Below are 19,161 nucleotides of genomic sequence, written 5' to 3'. Positions count from 1 at the left end.
GCGCTCCTCAACGGGCGAAGCGGTCATAGTGCGCGCTCCCACCGTTACGGGCGATCCGCAAAATCCCATCGATCTGATCATCGCTTGGCACCTGGCCGTAAAGCAGCTGGTAGCGGTCTTGGATCTCAGCGCGGATATCGGTGTCGAAGCGCTCTGGGTGCAAAAGCGAAGCGACCCAGGCCCATGTCAGCGGGCTTTCCTGATTGGGTGGGTCCCAGCGGTAACCGCCCAAGGGCAATTGATAGACACGTCGATTGCGGACCGCTGAAATATCGGCAAACACGGGATTGGAGTAAACGTCCTCGGGGGAGAGATCGTCCTCAAACCCGTTCAGCAAAATCACTTCTGGATCCCAAGCTAGGATCTGCTCCGGGCTCACATCGTTGAAGCGATTGAGCTCGGCCGCAACATTCGCGCCGCCAGCCAGATCAATGGTAAAACCATTGTAGGTGCCAGTTCCGGCTACGCGCAGGCTTGATAGGTAGCGTAGGAAATAGAGCGTGCGCGGGCGTTCCTCATCAGAGATATCCGCCGTTGCCGCTCTCATGGCCTCGAGGGCGTCAGAGCGCCACGCCAAGATCGCATCAGAGCGATCTTGGCGTCCCAGGATCTGACCCATCATGCCAAGCCACTGCGCCGCGTCTTCCTCCGTGCCGTAACGCAGTGTCACAACCGGCAAGCCAGCATTCACGATAGGCGCAATGATGTCGTCACCACGTGTGCCCCATTGCAGAACCAGCTGCGGATCGGCGCTCAACAGCTCTTCGACATTGGGCATGAAACCATCACCCACAATGTCGCTAGGAATGTCGCGTGTCTCTGGGAAGAACTCGCCTAAGATGCCATTGACGATGGCTGTCTTGGAAAGCCCGTGCATGGCCACCAAAGCATCAGAGTTGCCCGCCACGGCCACCGACATGGCCGCTGCTGGAATGGGGATCGTCGCCAAGCGTTCAACAGGTGCGTCAAACACAATCTCACGATCATATTGATCGGTGATCGTCTGCTGTTCAGCCCGCACTGCTGACGCTGTGACAATCACGCCCATTGCGGTGGCCGCGAGAATGTAGGGAAGCGCAAACCGCCAACGGTCGGAAATCATGATAGCATGCCTTGAAAAGTTGAATTTCAATGGCAGCTTTTAATTCTTGCAGAGAAAAGTCAACTAATCAGGAATGCGTATCTGCTAGCTCTCGAGCGACGCTAACTTCAGCTGTTGGGATCCAGCAGAAGCGACTTCCTCAAATTGCAAAGTCAGCTTACCGCCTAATTCAGGCTTTCGATAGCCACTCTAAAAGCGTTGAAAAATGGCAGGGGCAGCAGGGTTCGAACCCACGACCTACGGTTTTGGAGACCACATAGAATAACTATAAAATATTGTTATAACTGTCTATTTTCATGACAAGCCAAGTTTTGTGTCAGACTAGCCGCCGAAATCGATCCCTGCTGAGTTAAAATTTTCGGCCAAAGCCTGTTTCGGCTCATCATACATCATGGAAAACCGTGAGAGCATGAATTGCCTTGATTAAGTGCTTTATTGGCTCCCAGTTCCTGGGTAGGGCTTCAGTCTGCTAGTGCCAATGAGTCGTTCAACGACGGGGCCCACTACTGGCGGCAATGGAGAGACAGTGGCGCCTTGCTCGACGTTGCGTTGCACCCGACACTTTTCCTTGATGTAACCGAAAGCTGGGACACGTCGCCAACGATCTATCTTCGGTCGCTTCGGCGCTATCCTATCAATAGTGAATGCCTCTTGATCGGCCAGTGTCGTTGTGAGCAGCGGGTAACGGCACTCTCGATCTTAACAATATCCTTACTCCCGCTAAAGGTCACAAGTGCAAGGGCCTCGTCTCCAAAAAGTGAGCGGCGTTTCGTCGATGGCTTCATCGACTTCATCGCTGACGCGATCACGCTGCACACTCCAGTCTTGATCCGACCTTGCATGGGCTTGGCCGTCGCGCATGTTTCCGACAAGGCCCTACATCGGCGTTTCTGATGACCACATCAGCCCACCCCAGGATGCAAAAGCCGATATATTGCAGACGGGTCGTCAATCCCAGGTGCAAGAGGCAACATTTCGGCGGTCTAAGGCTGATAGACCACACTCTATTGCGCCCTTTAACCAACAGCAGAAGTTCACCCAGCTGGGGGATGTACCGTGACGCCGTTCGGCCCAAAAAATGGTTACGAAAATGTAAACAAAACTGTAGCTTTTCTAGTGGCTGCGTAAAGTGAGAGTTGTTTCTGATGGATAGCTTGGTTGGGTGGAACGATGAGTTAGCCGCTCTTGCGGTCAACAAACCAGAGGCAGGTGAGCAAGTAACCATCACGCCTGGTGTTGACCAAGGCGTTGATATTTCAGCCATCGCCGCACTTGATGCGCAGTTTTATCAAACCGGTTCGAACCTTTGGATCATCTTTGAAGATGGCGCCATCATTGTCGTTGAGGGCTATTTTGAAGGTGGAACAGAGGATGTTGATGGAACGCCGCGCTCGGTCATCGTTGATGGCGAGACATTCACCGGCGAAGAATTTTTAACGGCTTTTGCTATCGATGATCTGCCAGATGAATTTGCTGAAGGTGATGTAGGCGCACCTGAAACACAACAAAATGGCGCCTCTTTTGACGATCCTAGTCTTGGTCCTCTGGGAAATGATCCCAACGGCATCGGGCTACTGGGCAACACCCTACTCTCACCTACCACCACCGCTTTGGATGAGACCGACCCGGCTTTTGAAGACACCGACCCAATCATTGGAGCAATCGAAACCGGCTTTTTGGATGAGGATGCCCTGCTTGCCGCGGGATCGGTCTCCATCACCGGATCGCTCAATGTCGATTTCGGTGCCAACGACGAGGACGTGTCAGACAGCAGCGATGTCCAAGACACACCGACCGGTGCAGGAAACCGATCAATCACGTTTGATGCAGCTGACGTTGGAGCCGCGGTTCCTTTGGAGTCCGGGGGCGTTCCTCTCAACTTTGTTCTCAGTGAAGGCGATACGGTCCTCACAGCCTTTGCCAACGGCACACCAGTGTTTGAAGTTCGCCTCTTCGATGATGGGGCAGGATCGTATCAGTTCACGCTTTTTGAACCGCTCGATCATCCAGACTCGACTTCCGAAGATGATCTGGGACTAACATTCAGTTTCACGGCGACGGACTCCAACGGCGATACAGCATCCTCAACGTTTTCCGTTTCCATAAATGACGACATACCAGAAGTATCGAACCCCGACGGCAGTGCACCAGGGGTCTCCAATGCACTGCTTGATGAGGACGACATTGCCGCAGTGGCAGGTGTTCAACCGGCTGGCAATGACGGAACTGATTCTGCCGAAGTTAGCGGCAATCTGAAGGTCACCTTTGGGGCCGATGGTTTTGGCTCGACACAGTTTTCTGGGGCCTTCGCGATCCCCACGGTTGGCAGCGGAACCGCTGATGAAGATGGTGTGGATTCCGGCCTGACCTCAGATGGACGCACTGTTCTCTTCCGCGTGGTCGAGGATGGCACCAAGCTAGAAGCCTTCGTCGCGGCCACTGGTCAAAGCGATGAAGAGATCATCTTCGAGGCCACACTCGATCAGGACAGCGATGCCGGTTACACCGTGCGCCTGTTTGGCAACATCGATCACGCCGCCGACAAGGATGCGCAGTCCATCAACTTCACCGTCATTGCTACAGACTTTGATGAGGACAGTGTCGATCTAACCCTTTCCGTACGCCTGACCGATGATGCGCCCGTTGTTGATAGTGATGCCAACGCCCGCATTGTGTTGGACGATGATGACGTGGAAAGCCGCGATGGCAATCCTGGATTTGGATCAGACACCAGCGATGGCGCTGACAGCGACAACGCTCCGCGGAACACGGAAGGAACGCTTGATCTAAGCTTCGGGGCTGACGGCGGCAGCGTGAGCTGGGACGCCGAAAACAGCCAAGTCAATGGTCGCGCGCCAGATGTCTCCTTTTCAGAAGACAACGGTGATTTGGTCATCAACCAATTGCAAGACGGCACTCTTGTCGAGATCGCGCGGTTCACACTGAATGCCTCGACTGGCCAGTATGTAGCGACACAATCCAACAATTTGCTACATTTCGACAATGACGAAGATAATGAGAACGATCAGGGCTTCACGCTTGCCTATCAGGTGACCGACGGCGACGGCGATACCGCCAACGGCTTCATCCAACTCACAATCGACGATGACACGCCCGTTGCCGATGCCGTGCAAAGGATAAAGGTGGATGAAGACGGGCTTGCGGACGGTACAGATTTTCGTCCAGGCAGCCAGGACCGCAACATAGATCTGGCCATCAGCTGGGGGGCGGATGGCGCGGTGGGCCAACGTTCGCTCATTTTTGCCGACAGTAACGGTGACGCGATTACCAACGGTTCTCCGGTTAATAGCCTTGCAAGTCTTGGCATCACCGCAACGCATCAAGGCAATCCGATCGAGACGTTTACCTCAGACGGTGTGCCTGTTCTTTTCACCATCAGTGACAACACAAAGGGCGGACAAACCCTGCTGGCCTTTAAGGAAGGTACAACGGACGCTGACGGCCATATCTTCTCCATCAATCTGAACACTGAAACCACACAGTATGAATTCCAGCTGTTGGGTAATCTTGATCACCCCGCTGATGGCAATGTGCCTTTCAGTTCCCTCACACCTATTGTCTTCACCGTTGACTTCATCGCTGAAGATGGCGATGGCGATTCAGTCTTGAGCAGTTTCGAAATTGAACTACAAGACGATCAACCTGAGGGTACTGAGCCTAACAATATTCGGTTTGACGAAGACCGCCTGCCTGATGGAGGCAATGATTTTGAAGCGGACCAAGCGGCCGCGAAAACCGTTCAAACCCAGTCTCTGAAAATCGTCTGGGGTGCCGATAACGATATTGTTGACGAGAACGCTGGCGACACCTTTGGGCGGACGCTCACCTTTATCGCCGAAGGTGGACAGCCGCTCTCGGCCGGAGACTCCTATTCCCAATCGCAGATCGACATTCGTGTGGCCTATTCGGGCGGTGCACCTGAAACCAGCGCCCTGTCTTCCGGGGGAGCTGAGCTGGTCTTCAAGATCGAAGATTTGCCCAATGGTGGCCAACTGCTGACCGCCTACAAAAACGGCGGAACGCCCGAGGCTGACGCGGTGTTTAAGGTCACCCTTGACCCCACTGCCGACAACGGCGCCTACACGGTTGAGATGATCGACAGCCTCGATCACGGGGTTCCGGACGCAGGCTCTGTTCGCAACAACATTCAGATCGACTTCGGCTACCAGGGCTTTGATGCTGATGGTGACGCGATCAAGGGCAATCTGGATGGCACGCTCGATTTTAAGATCACCATCGATGATGATGCGCCGGTCATCGACACCAATGCCATTGAGAATGGCGTTGTTGAAGAAGAGCAGAGCCAAGTCGCTGGATCAGGCATTGAGGATACTCAAGGTACCAATGATGACGACTTCCGCGACGGCTTTCTCGGATGGCGTTTCAATGATGAGACCACGCACGAGGCTGATGGCGGCTTAGGCATCAATTGGGGTGCGGATGACGCGAATCCTTCGGCTGGTGTTGGAGCCAACGACCGCGGCGTGACCTTCGCGTCGAGCTTGGAAGGTGCAACATCACTGACATCGCGCGGTGATGCTATCAGCTACGAGTTCTCCGACGATGACACTATTCTAACGGCCATCGCAACAGACGATGATACCGGAGCCATCCGCACCGTTTTCACGGTGACGCTATCAGATGAAGACAATGGCTCTTACGAGTTCACTCTGGTCGATACGCTCGACCACCCGTCCGATGCGCAGGGCGAAGACAGCCTTGAACTAACGTTCGACTTTGTTGCCACCGATAGCGATGGCGACACCGCTGACGCGAGCTTTGATGTCACCGTTATTGATGATCAGCCGATCACTTTTGGCACAATTTTGCCCCGGTTTGTGGAAGAAGAAGGCTTAAGAGACGGGAACCAGGACGGTCTTGATTTCGGGACAAGCGCGACTGGCTTGTTGAATATTTATTGGGGCGGTGACGACACAGACAACGCTGACAGCAATAGTTCTGGCACTCTTGTCCAGGATGACCCAAGTGTTGCTGGTCAGCGATCGGTTATCTTCTCTGACGCCAACAACGGACCCATCGATGCGGCGGATGTTGCATCCTTCCTGTCAGTGACGGATGACAATGGTAATACAGTTCCTCTTTCGAGCCTGACATCGAATGGCGAGGTACTCACTTTCAACCTCAGCAACAACGGAACGATCTTGACTGCGGAGGCTGATGGTCAGCCAGTCTTTACCGTGACGCTTTCAGATGACGACAACCTGATTGGCTCGGGTTCTTACACTTTTGATCTGCTTGGCACGCTTGATCATCCCATCGCAGGCAACTCCGCCGGTGATGAAGACGTGTTGACTTTCGCTTTCGACTTCACGGCTAGCGATGGCGACGGTGATATCGCCATCGGCAACTTTGAAGTCCGCGTCGTCGATGATAGCCCCATAGCAACCGGTGAGAGCCGGGTTCTCGTTGATGAAGACGATATCTCTAACATCCTGTCGACTGGCAGTGATCCTTTTGATGGTAATAGAGACGGTTCGCTTTCCATTCCCGCGATACTTGGTTTGGGCTTTGCTGCGGCAGCACAGGGAGATTTGCTTGGCGTCGTGGCGTTTGGGGCCGATGGAGCCGCTGAGAGCGGCCAATACGGTTTTGTATCTGATGCCGCTGACGAAATGTCTGCCGTGGGATTGACGTCTAAGGGCCAAGACCTATCGTTCGTACAATTGGGAAATACGCTGATCGGATACATTGAGCGTCGCGGCAGCGCCGACGAGTTCAACCCGCTTACCGGCGATCGCCCAGTGCTCTCTTTCACACTCAACCCAGATACCGGAATCTATGAATTCCGGCTCTACGATCAACTAGATCACGTCGAAGGCAACGGTGAAAACACCGCATTGGTTTCAGCCGACGGTCCGATCAATGCAATCGACTTTGGTGCCGTCATTCTAGCCACAGACGGTGACGGCGACACAGTTGAGCTCACCGACAAGGTCCTAGTGACCATCACTGACGATGTTCCTGTGGTGGATCTGTATCTGGATGGTAGCCGCGCATTGATCGATGAATCGCCAAACCGACAGGGCGATGACACAAATCGGGCCTCAGTACGCAACCTTTTCAACGAGATTGATGACCAAGACAAAGGCACGGATCCCAACTTTGGCCGCCCGCAATATGCGCGCGACGATGTTGTTGACTGGGACATTGTTGGCACCGATGAACCGTCGCAGTCTCAGCTACCTGCCAATATCGTGGCCAGCCTGAAGATCACCAATGAAAATGACCCAACATCAGGTTTTACCACCACAATCGGCGACTACCCAATTTCGCTTGTCAAGCAGGGCGACCTAATTGTCGGTCGTTACAACGACGGCCTTACAGAAAAAACCGCTTTCGCCGTTCACATTGATGGCCAAGGTCGCGTGAGTATCGTCCAATATGTTGCACTTAATCACGATGACCCAAATAGAACCGACGAAAGCATCGGCTTAAATGGTAAGATTGATGCGGTTCTAACTATCACCGACTACGATGGTGATCAGGTGGAGGAAGTACTCGCCATTGGTCATAAAATCCGTTTTGACGACGATGCACCTAGTGCATCACGGGACACAGTCGATGTCGTTGAAGATCAACCCGAAACCTTCAGTGTTCTTGACAATGATGATCTTGGTGCTGACGGCGTCGACTTTGCCGATGTGGCCGTCGTTCGCGGACCTTCAAAGGGTACATTGGAGTACAACAATCAAACAGGTGAGTTCACGTATACACCAAACGCCAATGAAAACGGCACGGACTCCTTTAGATACAGCATCACCGATGGTGACGGAGACACGTCGGAAGCCACCGTTCGGATCAATATTGCCGCAGTGAATGATGCGCCGGAAGTGAGCGGCAATCTTTTCTCAGCGGTTTTTGTTACTGAAACGGAAGACACATCAGACCTTGTCAAGACGCGTGAGTTGAAGATCACGGACGTTGATCTCAGCGATCAGCATGTTGTGACAATCGACTTCAATGGCGTCTCAGGTGGTCCAGCGCCGGGCCTTACAGATCAAGAGTTTATCGATCTGATCGAGGTGGGAAGCGCCACACAAAACGGTGCTGACCGCTCGGTCCCGGTTACCTTCAAGGCCAGTTCCACGGCCTTCGATTATCTTGCTGCTGGTGAGAAGGTTACGTTCTCGTACAAGCTGACTGCTGACGATCAAAACGGCGGCGTTGCAGAACGCAACTTCAATGTTGTGGTCACCGGCACCAATGATGGTCCGGAGGTAAGCGGCAATCTTTTCTCAGCGGTTTTTGTTACTGAAACCGAAGATACATCAGACCTTGTCAAGACGCGTGAGTTGAAGATCACGGACGTTGATCTCAGCGATCAGCATGTTGTGACAATCGACTTCAATGGCGTCTCAGGTGGTCCAGCGCCGGGCCTTACAGATCAAGAGTTTATCGATCTGATCGAGGTGGGAAGCGCCACACAAAACGGTGCTGACCGCTCGGTCCCGGTTACCTTCAAGGCCAGTTCCACGGCCTTCGATTATCTTGCTGCTGGTGAGAAGGTTACGTTCTCGTACAAGCTGACTGCTGACGATCAAAACGGCGGCGTTGCAGAACGCAACTTCAATGTTGTGGTCACCGGCACCAATGATGGTCCGGTGATTACGCAAGCACAAACAGTTGGGTCGGTTCACGAGCCAGGTGCGTTTTCTACCAACATCAATGGAACCAGCATCTCATTTAATCCAGCGCTCGGCGAAAGTGGAGAGTATCGGATTTCTGGTGCAGGTGTCGGAGGCAGTCAAACTTTCGACACGCTTGACGGCCTTGTTCAAGCTCTAGCCGGTATCGCCAGCGGTTCGCGTGTTGGGGGCAACAGTCTACAAGACGCAGGCCCTGCTTCGGGTGGCTTCCCCAACATCATCAGCACGACAGGTGGATTGCTGAGCCTTGGCGGGAACAGTGTTGCTGGAAAGGTTCAGTATCAGTTCTCATCAGAAGGCGCTGCTCAGGACTTCCTGAATGAAGTACTGACGCCCCTCTACGATCAGATTGATCAAGCCGACTCGGTCGCAAGTGCAACCGAGATTGCGACAAAAGGCGTTATCAAGTTTACCGATGCGGATCTGACGGATGCCCACGTGTTTACCGCAACGTCGAACGATCCGAGCAACCTTGGTACCATGACGGTGGCCTTAAACAACGGACGCGAGGCCACCGGTGGTAACACCGGCGAGATCGCGTGGCGCTATTCAGTTGATCCGGATGCATTGAACTTCTTGGCGGAAGGTGAAACGCGGCAAGAATCCTTCACTGTCACGATTGACGATGAAAATGGCGGTGTTGTCAGTCGAGTGGTCACCATCACCCAAGTGGGTGCCAATGATGCCCCAATTCTTTCGGTTACACGAAAAAACAACGTGGATGAAACGACTGACTCGTCAGACATCACCACGACCATCAACGCCACATTCACCGATGTGGATGTTCTGGATGATGGTCATGTTGGCGAAGTGTTCTTGAAGAGTGTTAACGGCAACACCGGTGGGAATAGCAAGGCTGACTTTGCAGCGTTGGATCTGCTGAAGCCTGGGATCGTGACGACGTCTGATGCAACAACCGATGGCACAATAGCCTTCGACTTCTCTGCAAAATCAACAGTCTTTGACTATCTGGCCGATGGCGAGACCATTAAACTCAACTACCGGATCACCGTCGAAGATGAACATGGCGGAAGGGGCTCGAAAGAAGTCGACATCATCATCACCGGCACCAATGATGCGCCGGTGGTCGTCGATGGCGACCCCGACTCGGTCGGATTTGTGGACTTGATTGAAGAAGACAATGGGCTTGAGATTGGCGATAGCCAATATGAGTTTGTTGGCCTTCAGAAACTTGAAGTTTCAGACGTTGACAGCAGTACTTTCAGCGAAGTGACATTCGAAATTGAAAGCGGTGTTGGATCTCTGGCTGGTCGCGGCAACAACATCAACAGTTACAACAATGCTAATGGCACCGATATTCAGGTGACTTCAAATGGCTCCATATTGACCTTTAGCTCGCAGACAGGGATGCTAACGCTTGACGATGTCAATGCGATCCTAGGATCGGGAACCAAGGCGCTCGCTCGCTTTGTTATGCCCGATGATGTTGGCGCCAGCGAAAAAACCATTGTCAAAGTGTGGGTGACCGATGCCGGCGATGGCAACGGCAATCTCGAAGCGACAAGCGAACCTTACACGCTAACGCTCAACATCTCAGGCACCAACGACACACCATTCCTGCAGATTGGCAACACCAGCAACCCACTTGAGGCTGACGCAGGAGCAGGAGCAGGATTCAACGTTCCGCCTCTCCTAACAGCCGATGCTGGTGGGTCCTTCGTATTGAACTCAGAGTTCGGACCAAACCTTTTCTTCCGCAACCCTGATGATGATACCGGAGAGAACTTAGGCACCCCCAATGTGGTGACGGTAACCGTAGAGAATGGCACACTAAACATGCCTGGCTCGCCGAGTGGCGTAACAGGTGCTGGTACCAATAGCCTGGAGATAACGGGTGATGCTGACGACATCACCAGTCTTCTGCGAACGCTAGAGTACACACCTGACACGGGTTTTTCTGGCTCTGACAAACTTGTCATTGAAATGAAAGATGGCGGCGATCAAGCGCTACCGGAGGCTAGTGCCACCGTAACTTTCCCAATTCAGGTTGCGCCAGCAGCGGCTTTGTTTGTCGGCGGTGAAAGCGGTGACTTCGCTACGCTTCAGTTGGCCGTCAATGCAGCATTGGCAGGCGACACGATTGTTGTTCGGTCTGGGTACACTTCGCTTGGTGATACGATCATCGACAAAGAATTGACCATCCTTGGCGAAGAAAATTTTGGGCTGTCAGCTACAAGCGGGTTGCGAGGTGTTGAAAGCACAATCCAAGGCCAAATCACGATCACATCCAACGACCCGGTGGTCATCGACGGCCTTCAAGTGCTCAATCCATCAGGCAGCGCTGCTGGCTTCCGCGGTATAACGCTGCAAAATGCTGACGGTCATAGTATCCTCAACACGGTGTTCTTCAGCGAGGTTGCCGGTGGAGATAGCGGCAAAGCGGACTGGGCGATTTACTCGTTCGTCGATGCCTCTGGCGAGCTAACGATAACCGGCAACTTTTTCACAGGATCGCAGACTGGGAAGTACAGCGATGCGTCGTGGGAGCGTGGCATTTGGCTCAATGGTGGCGGTCACGATGCCGACATATCGAGCAACACGTTTCAGTACACACGTACAGGAATGAACATCGAGGATAATAGCGACGCTGTTGCCGTGACCAACAACACGTTCAGCGAGGCTGGGAGCGGGATTTCGATCGGGTCAACTGATCAGCAGCTCGACAACATCTCAGACAACACATTCAACGACGTCGACACGGATTTCAACATCCGCAACGTCTCCACACCAATTGAATTTGATCTTGGTGGCAGCTCAAACTCTGCCGATGATCCGCTAGACTACATGGTTGTCCTTGGCGGCTCAGCTGATGACACGCTGGGAGGCAGCGCCGGTAATGACGCGCTGTTTGGCAACAATGGGCAAGACACAGCCGTGATTGACGGTGTTTTGGACGCCAGCAACTTTGTCCCTGTCGCTGATGTTGACCCTGGGACCGACACTGTTCCGGGCTGGCAGGTTGATGCGACAGCGATCGGCGAAGGAACTGACATCCTCGTAGGGGTGGAGATAGTCCAAGGTGCCGATCCCGATGGCGCGGGCGGTTCAACCGGCCGTTTCCTTCTCGTCGGCAATGGCGGCTTTTCCACCATTCAAGAGGCGGTCAACGCGTCTGTTGATGGCGACACGATCCTCATCGCCCCCGGGACGTATGCCGACCCCGTCAGCATCGACGGGAAAGCCATCACCTTGCTAGGCTCCGGTGGACCGGGCGGCGTGATCATCGAGCCCGGCGCAGGCCAAACAGGTGTCACGGTTTCGGGTGTCATCGCAGGCGATGTGATCATCGACGGTATAACCTACCAAAACAGTGACAGTGGCGTCAGTGCTTCGGGTAACAGTTTCACCATCGGAAACCTGATCGTCCAAAACTCTAAATTCTTGAACAATGCCAAACATGGCATCTTCGTGAATGGTAAGAACGACGGTATTGGCAAGGTAACCGTTCAAGACAGCACCTTCGAGAATAACGGCGATGGCACCACCAATGGTGACGGCGACGTTGTGCTTTTTGAGTATCGCGGCGACGCAACGCTTAAAAACCTTGTCATCGACAACAGCAGTGGTGGTGGAACAGCAGATACGGCGATCCAAATCGCAGGGTTTGAGCAGACTGACTACGATGTGAATGACCCCATCGGCGTAGTGGAAATCGATGGCGTTCAAATCGATGGCGCTTATGCCAAGGTTGCGCTTTATATCCAAGGCTACACCGATCTTACCGACCTAAGCCTGAGCGATGTCAGCGGATCAGTAGAAGCTGGCTGGGGCTATGCGACGTACATCGATCCGATGAGTTCTGCCATAGTTGGTGCGCCACCGAATGTTGCTGACCGACCTGGAGCCTTCAACGATGCTGCCGCTGACGGCTCGGTGGATTTGTCCGGTGTAACGCTCGCCAATACAGTAGCGGTGGGCGTTGATCCAGGGCATCCTTTAGAGCCGTTTAACGGCACCATCCTTCAGGCCATTGTCAACGGGACACCAGGCGGCGAGACAATAATTGGCACTGAAGGCGTTGATCTGATCAACGGTCGTGATGGTGATGACGTCATATTCGGTGGACTAGGTAGCGATATCAAATCTGGCGGTGGCGGTGAGGACACATTTATCCTCAATGATCTGTCGAGCGTTGATACGATTCTCGACTACACATCAGGAGAAGACAAAATCGATCTGACCGAACTGCTGGATGGAGTGACGCTTTCAGACGCCAATAAGGCTGACTACGTGAAGGTCGAAGGCGGTGTTCTTAAGGTGGACCGTGATGGGCAGGGTGGCGCTGAAACGTTTGAAGATGCAGCCAACCTGTTTTCTGATGGAACGACTGCGGTCACCACGGGTAATGTGACGATCATCGACAATGCCGATACAACGGCTGTGGAGATCAGTATCGCGGCAACCGCTTGATCAGATCGATGCAGAACCGGATGGGCGCCCCAATTGGGGTGCCCTTTTTATTTCCGGTTCAAATTCCAGCGATAACCCGGCTATCCAACGTGCGGTGCTCGGCAAGAACCTGGTCGCCAGGCAGCAGTCTCCCGATGCGCTGGGCAGTGGTGCGGTTGTCCATGATGCGGGTGCCTGATGCAGTATCGACCTGAACGATCACATGGCCGGTGCCGCTTGCGGTCCGCAGGAAGAGCAGCGATACGTCCTCAGCGTCAACACCTGCTTCGAGCAACAGCGCACGCTTCAAAATCGCATGGTCTTCACAGTCCCCTGCCCCGCGGCTCAGTGTCGCCAATGGCGTTTGCCAATGGTCGCGACCCGGCCGATCCCAGCGGAAACGCACGTTATGATGCACCAATCGCTGGGCCTCGCGAATGGGGTCCTCAGCGCGGCGTACGCGCTCGACAGCAGCGCGCCAGGCGCGAGACTCGGATCGCTCTTCACGAGCGATGGCGCGTTCTAAGCGGGCAAGGCGCGCGTTCAAACTTGCTTCCCAGCGAGCACGTACATCACGAGGCGCAAGGCCGTCAGCTGATGCACTGTAGGCAACCCGCTGAGCATCTGCGCCACCCCGCGCCGCCCGCATAACGGACAGCCGATCACGGATGTTCACAAACCCATTCGACAAAGCAACTGGGCGAATGGCTTGGTTCACAACCAGGGGCGCTGCGGCAATAGCCTGCGCACTCGCGCCTGTTACTGAAAGAGGAGCAACCAAAGCGCTGATAGCCAACGCAAGGCAAAAGGATAGCGTCGCGCCGGAACGCACGCGTCCGGTCGCCCGCCAAAGACGGATCGTTGTCATGGTATGCCTCAACCTGTTTTACGGACGAGAGCAAAACCCTCAAATGCGCGCCGCCAACCTCTTGTTGGGCACTTAGCGTTCGCGCAGCGCTTCGTTCCGCGCCCGTGTGATAGGATTGAGAAGATACTGCATGACTGTCTTCTGGCCGGTTAATACATCGGCCGTTACGACCATTCCTGGTATTAGTGGTAAAGGATCAGTTTCAGAACCTATAGAATTGTCTTCAATTTCCACAGTAACGCGATAGAAACTCTCGCCTTGCTCATCCTCAAACGTGTCAGCACTTATCCGCCGCACGACGCCAGGCAGGTCGCCATAGACAGTGTAGTCATAGGCCGTCACTTTGACCGAAACGTCTTGACCGGCACTGATAAAGGCTATGTCTTGAGGCCGAATTTCGGCTTCAACAAAAAGCTGTTCGTCGAGCGGGACGATCTCAACAACGTTTTCGCCCGGCCTGATGACCGCACCAATTGTGGTAACTGGTAGCGCGTTCACAACGCCCCTAACTGGGGAAGAAAGAGTGGTCCGCTCAAGGCGTTGTTGGGCCGACAAGATGGACTGCCGGATCACAGCCACATCGCCAATCGCCTGGGCTAGCTCACCGCGAGCCTGAGAGGCGAATTGCGCGTCCAGATTAGCAAGCTGCGCCTCAGCCTCTGCGATAGCGGCAGCCGTGCGTGGCAGTTGAGCACGAAGCACAGACAACTCTTGTTGCTCAGCAAGAGCGGCACGCTCCCTTTGGAGGAAATCGATTTCAGGAATCGCCCGTCGGTCAAACAAACGGCGCGCCAGCTCGACCTCGCGATCGAGCAACTCGATTGCGACAGCCGTCTCTTCAATGCGCAGTTCAAGCTCGGTACGCTCTAGATTGCGCTGCGCCAGTTGCTCATCAATGACCGCCCGTTCCTGCGCCAACGCAAGCTGCCGAGCGTTGTAGAGTTGTTGTTCACCCAAAAGAATGTCCATAGGCGTTTCTGGCGAAAAGACAGGTTGATCGCCCTGTGCTTCCGCTTGCAACCGGGCACGCTTTGCTTCCAGCACCAATTGGCGCTGTTGCAATTCGCCCAATGCCGAACGCGCATCTGTATCATCCAGACGCAGAAGCACTTGGCCCGCATCGACGATGTCGCCCTCAGCTGCGTTGATCTGCACGACAACTCCAGCTTCAAAGGGCTGAATGAGTTGCATTTGGCTGGTCGGAACAATGCGCCCAAGTCCAGTGGTCACCTCCTCCAGGGTCGCCCATTGCGCCCATACGATAAACCCACCGATCATCGCCGCGACGACCACAAGGGCGGGTAGGAGGTTGGTCCTGCCACCTTGATCAAGCGCGGCACGGATGTCGTTGGCAAACTGTTCGTCGACCCCCTGAGCCACTAGCTGCCTCCAGCCAGTTCGGCGGCACGAGCCATGGTTTCATTTGCTCCGGCTTGGTCTTGCAGGGCCTGAAGAACCTTTTGTTTGGGGCCCAGTGCAAGCAGGCGTCCGGCTTCGATAACCAGCAGGCGATCAACAATGGCCAAAGTACTATGTCGGTGTGTGGCCAGCACTATAGAAACACCCTCGGAAGCTGACAGATGAGCGAGGTTTTTCAGGAGCTTGTTTTCAGCACCTGTGTCCAATGCCGCGGTTGGTTCATCCAGAAACAAGAGCCTTGGCCTGCGAATGAGGGATTGCGCTAAGGCAACGCTGTGCCGCTGTCCGCCGGAAAGGTTTCGACCGCGCTCGCTTATCGGCATTGAAAGTCCGAGTGGATGGTCGCGTGCCAACTCTTCAAGCCCGGCCAAGACAACCGCATAGTCGATGTCTTCGGCACTCGCCATCGGTTCACCCATGGTTATGTTGTCAAGCAGGGACCCAGAAATGAGTTCTGGTTCTTGGGGCACCACACCTACAAACCGGCGCAGTTCCACCGGTGATACCTGTTTGATATCGACCCCATCGATCAACACGCGCCCCGCTGAGGGTGTGGCCAAACCGCTGAGCAGTTTTCCAATTGTCGACTTCCCCGATCCAATTCGGCCGATGACACCAAACCGGTCCCCTGCATTCATTTGAAACGACAAATCCGACAATGCAGGAGCCTGTTGGTCGGGATAGGTGTACGTTACGTTCTCGAAAACAAGACTTGGCTGCCGAAGTGGACGCGTCGGTGTTGCATCCGTCCATTCATTTGGAAGTCCCATCAGTCGGTCCACAGAACGGTAAGAGTGCATGGCCTGTTGCACGCGAGCCAGCGTTCCAGAGATCGATGCCAGCGGGGCAAGAACTCGACCTGAGAGAATGTTGGCAGCGATCAACGCACCAACCGATATTTGACCCTCAATCACCAGAAAGACACCCCACACGATCAACACAACCGACACAGCTTGAGACGCGCTTTGAACAACGGTTGTGTTGAAGTTGGACCAAAAGCGGGTTGTCGTTGCCGACCGGCTGGCTTCAGCCACTGAGTGATCGAAGCGACGTCGCAGATGTGCTGCACCGCCAATGCGCTTGACCATATCAAGCGACAAGAGTGTCTCGATCAAGATGCCATGGCGGCGAGCTGAGTCGGATTGAGCATCTTTCATCGCCCGGTTCATGGGCACTTGCACCCAAAGGGTTACGAGTATCACCGTTAGGGCTGCCACTATGGGCACAATCACCAAAATGCCGACAATCCAGTACAAAACCAAAAGGAAGATTGCTATGAAAACAGCATCAGTTATCGCGATCACCGTTGATGATGTGAGGACATCACGCACATTGTCGAAATCGCGGATATAGCTGGCTAACACGCCAGTGGATTGGGGGCGCGACTCCGCTTTGGCCTCAAGCAGATGATCAAACACTCGGCCAGAGACCGCCATATCGATGCGTCGCCCCGTTTCATCAACGACACGTGATCTCATCGTTTTCAAAACGAAGTCAAAAACAAGCGCCAAGACCACTCCTGACGCCAGTGCCCAAAGCGTTGGTATTGTAAGGTTGGGTATCACACGGTCGTAGACATTCATCACGAACAGGGGACTGGCTAGCGCTAGCATGTTCACGAGAAAACCGGCGACAACAACTTGCGCATAACTGTTCTTAAAGCGCCTCGCCGCAGACCAGAACCAATGGTTTTTATTGCGACCAATGTCGTCGACAGTCAGTTCAGCCGAATGATCAGTCTTGGCGAGATAAATCAGCGCTGGCTTGAGGTTGCGACTAAGCTTACGCAGACTAACCTGCCGCTCGACCATTGTATCTGCGGAGAAAACAACAATACTTGCGGTGTCTTTGGCAAAATCCAAAGCCTCGACGACAATTGCCTTTCCTTCACGAAGGATAGCTATGAGTGGAGGAGCCAGTGGCGAAGCAAGTGTTAGAGGCTTTTTGGAGAATTGTGTTTTTAGGCCAAACTTGCGGGCAGCTTCAGGGAATAGGTCAAGACCGAGGTGCCCATCATCAAGTGGGATACTGTCATCTATTCGAGAGGATTGATGCGAGGCGCCCAGCTTTTTTGCGCAATAAGCAAGCGCCGGACCGAGATTTTCGATACTATCAGGACGCTGCGTGCCATCTGTGACGCCAGTCGCCTCCGCCGATTTTTTCAAATCCGCGTGTTTGTTGTCGTTCTTTAGATCTGAAGCTGCCTTATCGGCGGAGCGGCTCGAAGAGCCCATTTGCTGTTCTGTGGAGGCGTAGGTCTTCTGCACGCAACTCTGGCTCCGGTACAATGTCACGTAGACCAAAATGGTCCAACAAATGTCCTGTAGACCCAATTAGTTGATATCGAGCAAAGACAGCGATTGCTTCCGCACTGGCCACTTCAAACTCGGCGTTAAAGCGAGCATTCTGTGCGTCTAAAAGATCGAGCAAGGTGCGCAAACCAGCATCGTACTCTTCATAGTACGATGATAATACGCGTTCCGATTGGCTCAGCTGGTCACGGAGTGCATGAAGCCGCACATCATTCGTTGTGACGCCAACCCAAGCCCGACGAACACCTTCGTCAATATCCCGCCGAAACCGATCAAGACGGATTTCAGCCTCCCCGACACGCTCCACTTGCTCTCGGTGCTGTGCCGTGCGCAGTCCGCCATCAAACAAACGCCAACGCATAACCAGTCGTAGAGATGCGTCAATGTTCTCGCCAGGCGTACCGCCAACATCGTAGCCGTACGAGGTGCTACCTTCCACCGCAATCTGCGGGTAAATCGATGAAAGCTGTTGCTCGGCAACAGCTTCTTGAGCTTCGACTTCGAGCGCGGCAGCATCAAGAGTTGGGTGCCCTGTCCTCGCCAGTTCAATGGCTTCTTCAACCGAACGTGGGGTTCCTGCAGGCAGGCTGACCGCGTGAAGGTGGCGAGGGTTTTCACCGACCAAGCGAAGGAAGCGCGCTTCCACCTCGCCAAGAGCACGAGCAACTTCAGCACGAATTGCCCTTGAGGCTGCCAGACGTTGCCGAGCAATTTCTACCTCACCCTGCGTTGCAGCGCCTCCATCAAACTGCTCGTCAGCGCGACCAACGATAAAACGATGTTGGTCGATATTGTTGTCAGCGGCACCTAAAACCCGCCGATGTCGGAGCACATCGACATAAGCTTCAACCGTATCAACGGCTACGATCTCAGCGGCTTCGAGCGCACGATACCCAGCCCCTTGCAAACGTGTTGCCTGTCGGAAACTTTCGTTTGCTCGAAAAAAGCCATCGAATAATGTCCAGCTCGCGATAGCGCTCAGTTGGCGGCTGGCTCGCCATTCTGCGTTGTTGGCAGCGCTCAAACCATTGGGTCTATCAACGTACTGGGGTCCAATGAAAGCTTCCAGATCAAGGGTCGGCATGTACAGCGAACGAGCCTGGTCAAGCTCGGCGCTAACAGCACGCTGGTTAGCCTTGGCTTCCAGCACTTCTGGGCTGGTATCTACGGCAATTCTCACGGCGTCGTTGAGCGACAACGCATGAGCAGAGAGTGTGCCTAACAAAAGACAGCCGGCGGATATCGCAGAACGCAACAACATTATTTTGCCCCAGTCGCTCTTCACCAAGATTCCGTAAGGGCTACTTGGCAAGAACTGATCAACTCAGTCGAAGTTATATTAGCGCGAACCTGCGCCCCACT

6 protein-coding genes are annotated in these 19,161 nt (G+C 54.1%); 1 reads left to right on the top strand and 5 read right to left on the bottom strand.

Annotated elements, in window-relative coordinates:
* Positions 1-7: 7 nt before the first annotated feature.
* Positions 8-1,102, bottom strand: coding sequence for an ABC transporter substrate-binding protein (locus ABWH92_RS12515; RefSeq protein WP_375568829.1), 1,095 nt, complete (start codon positions 1,100-1,102; stop codon positions 8-10).
* A gap of 1,145 nt (positions 1,103-2,247) precedes the next feature.
* Here ABWH92_RS12515 and ABWH92_RS12510 point away from each other — a divergent pair.
* Complete coding sequence (locus tag ABWH92_RS12510) at positions 2,248-13,221, top strand: DUF5801 repeats-in-toxin domain-containing protein (RefSeq protein WP_375568827.1); 10,974 nt, start codon at positions 2,248-2,250, stop codon at positions 13,219-13,221.
* A 58-nt stretch (positions 13,222-13,279) separates the two neighbouring features.
* Here ABWH92_RS12510 and ABWH92_RS12505 read toward each other — a convergent pair whose 3' ends face one another.
* The 4 genes from ABWH92_RS12505 to ABWH92_RS12490 form a co-directional block, all read right to left on the bottom strand.
* Positions 13,280-14,068 (bottom strand): transglutaminase-like cysteine peptidase, encoded by a 789-nt coding sequence (locus tag ABWH92_RS12505; protein WP_375568826.1) that lies wholly within the window; start codon positions 14,066-14,068, stop codon positions 13,280-13,282.
* Between the two features lie 72 nt (positions 14,069-14,140).
* On the bottom strand, positions 14,141-15,448 hold the full coding sequence (locus ABWH92_RS12500) for an HlyD family type I secretion periplasmic adaptor subunit (RefSeq protein WP_375568824.1): 1,308 nt from the start codon (positions 15,446-15,448) through the stop codon (positions 14,141-14,143).
* Complete coding sequence (locus tag ABWH92_RS12495; protein ID WP_375568822.1) at positions 15,448-17,754, bottom strand: type I secretion system permease/ATPase; 2,307 nt, start codon at positions 17,752-17,754, stop codon at positions 15,448-15,450. Before ABWH92_RS12495 ends, ABWH92_RS12500 begins: the two co-directional genes overlap by 1 nt.
* A complete protein-coding gene (locus tag ABWH92_RS12490; RefSeq protein WP_375568820.1) occupies positions 17,693-18,979 on the bottom strand; it encodes a TolC family protein in 1,287 nt (428 codons plus the stop codon). The genes ABWH92_RS12495 and ABWH92_RS12490 overlap by 62 nt, the downstream gene beginning before the upstream one ends.
* Positions 18,980-19,161: the final 182 nt, after the last annotated feature.

It is taken from the genome of Ahrensia marina, assembly GCF_042140245.1.
Lineage (GTDB): Bacteria > Pseudomonadota > Alphaproteobacteria > Rhizobiales > MH13 > MH13.
The sequence above is the reverse complement of the archived record's forward strand: the minus strand, read 5'-3'. Positions and strand labels throughout refer to the sequence as shown.

Bases quoted from the DNA above. Each gene is read 5' to 3' on its own strand.
- ABWH92_RS12515 (WP_375568829.1), bottom strand. From the start codon at position 1,102: ATGATTTCCGACCGTTGGCGGTTTGCGCTTCCCTACATTCTCGCGGCC.
- ABWH92_RS12510 (WP_375568827.1), top strand. From the start codon at position 2,248: ATGGATAGCTTGGTTGGGTGGAACGATGAGTTAGCCGCTCTTGCGGTC.
- ABWH92_RS12505 (WP_375568826.1), bottom strand. From the start codon at position 14,068: ATGACAACGATCCGTCTTTGGCGGGCGACCGGACGCGTGCGTTCCGGC.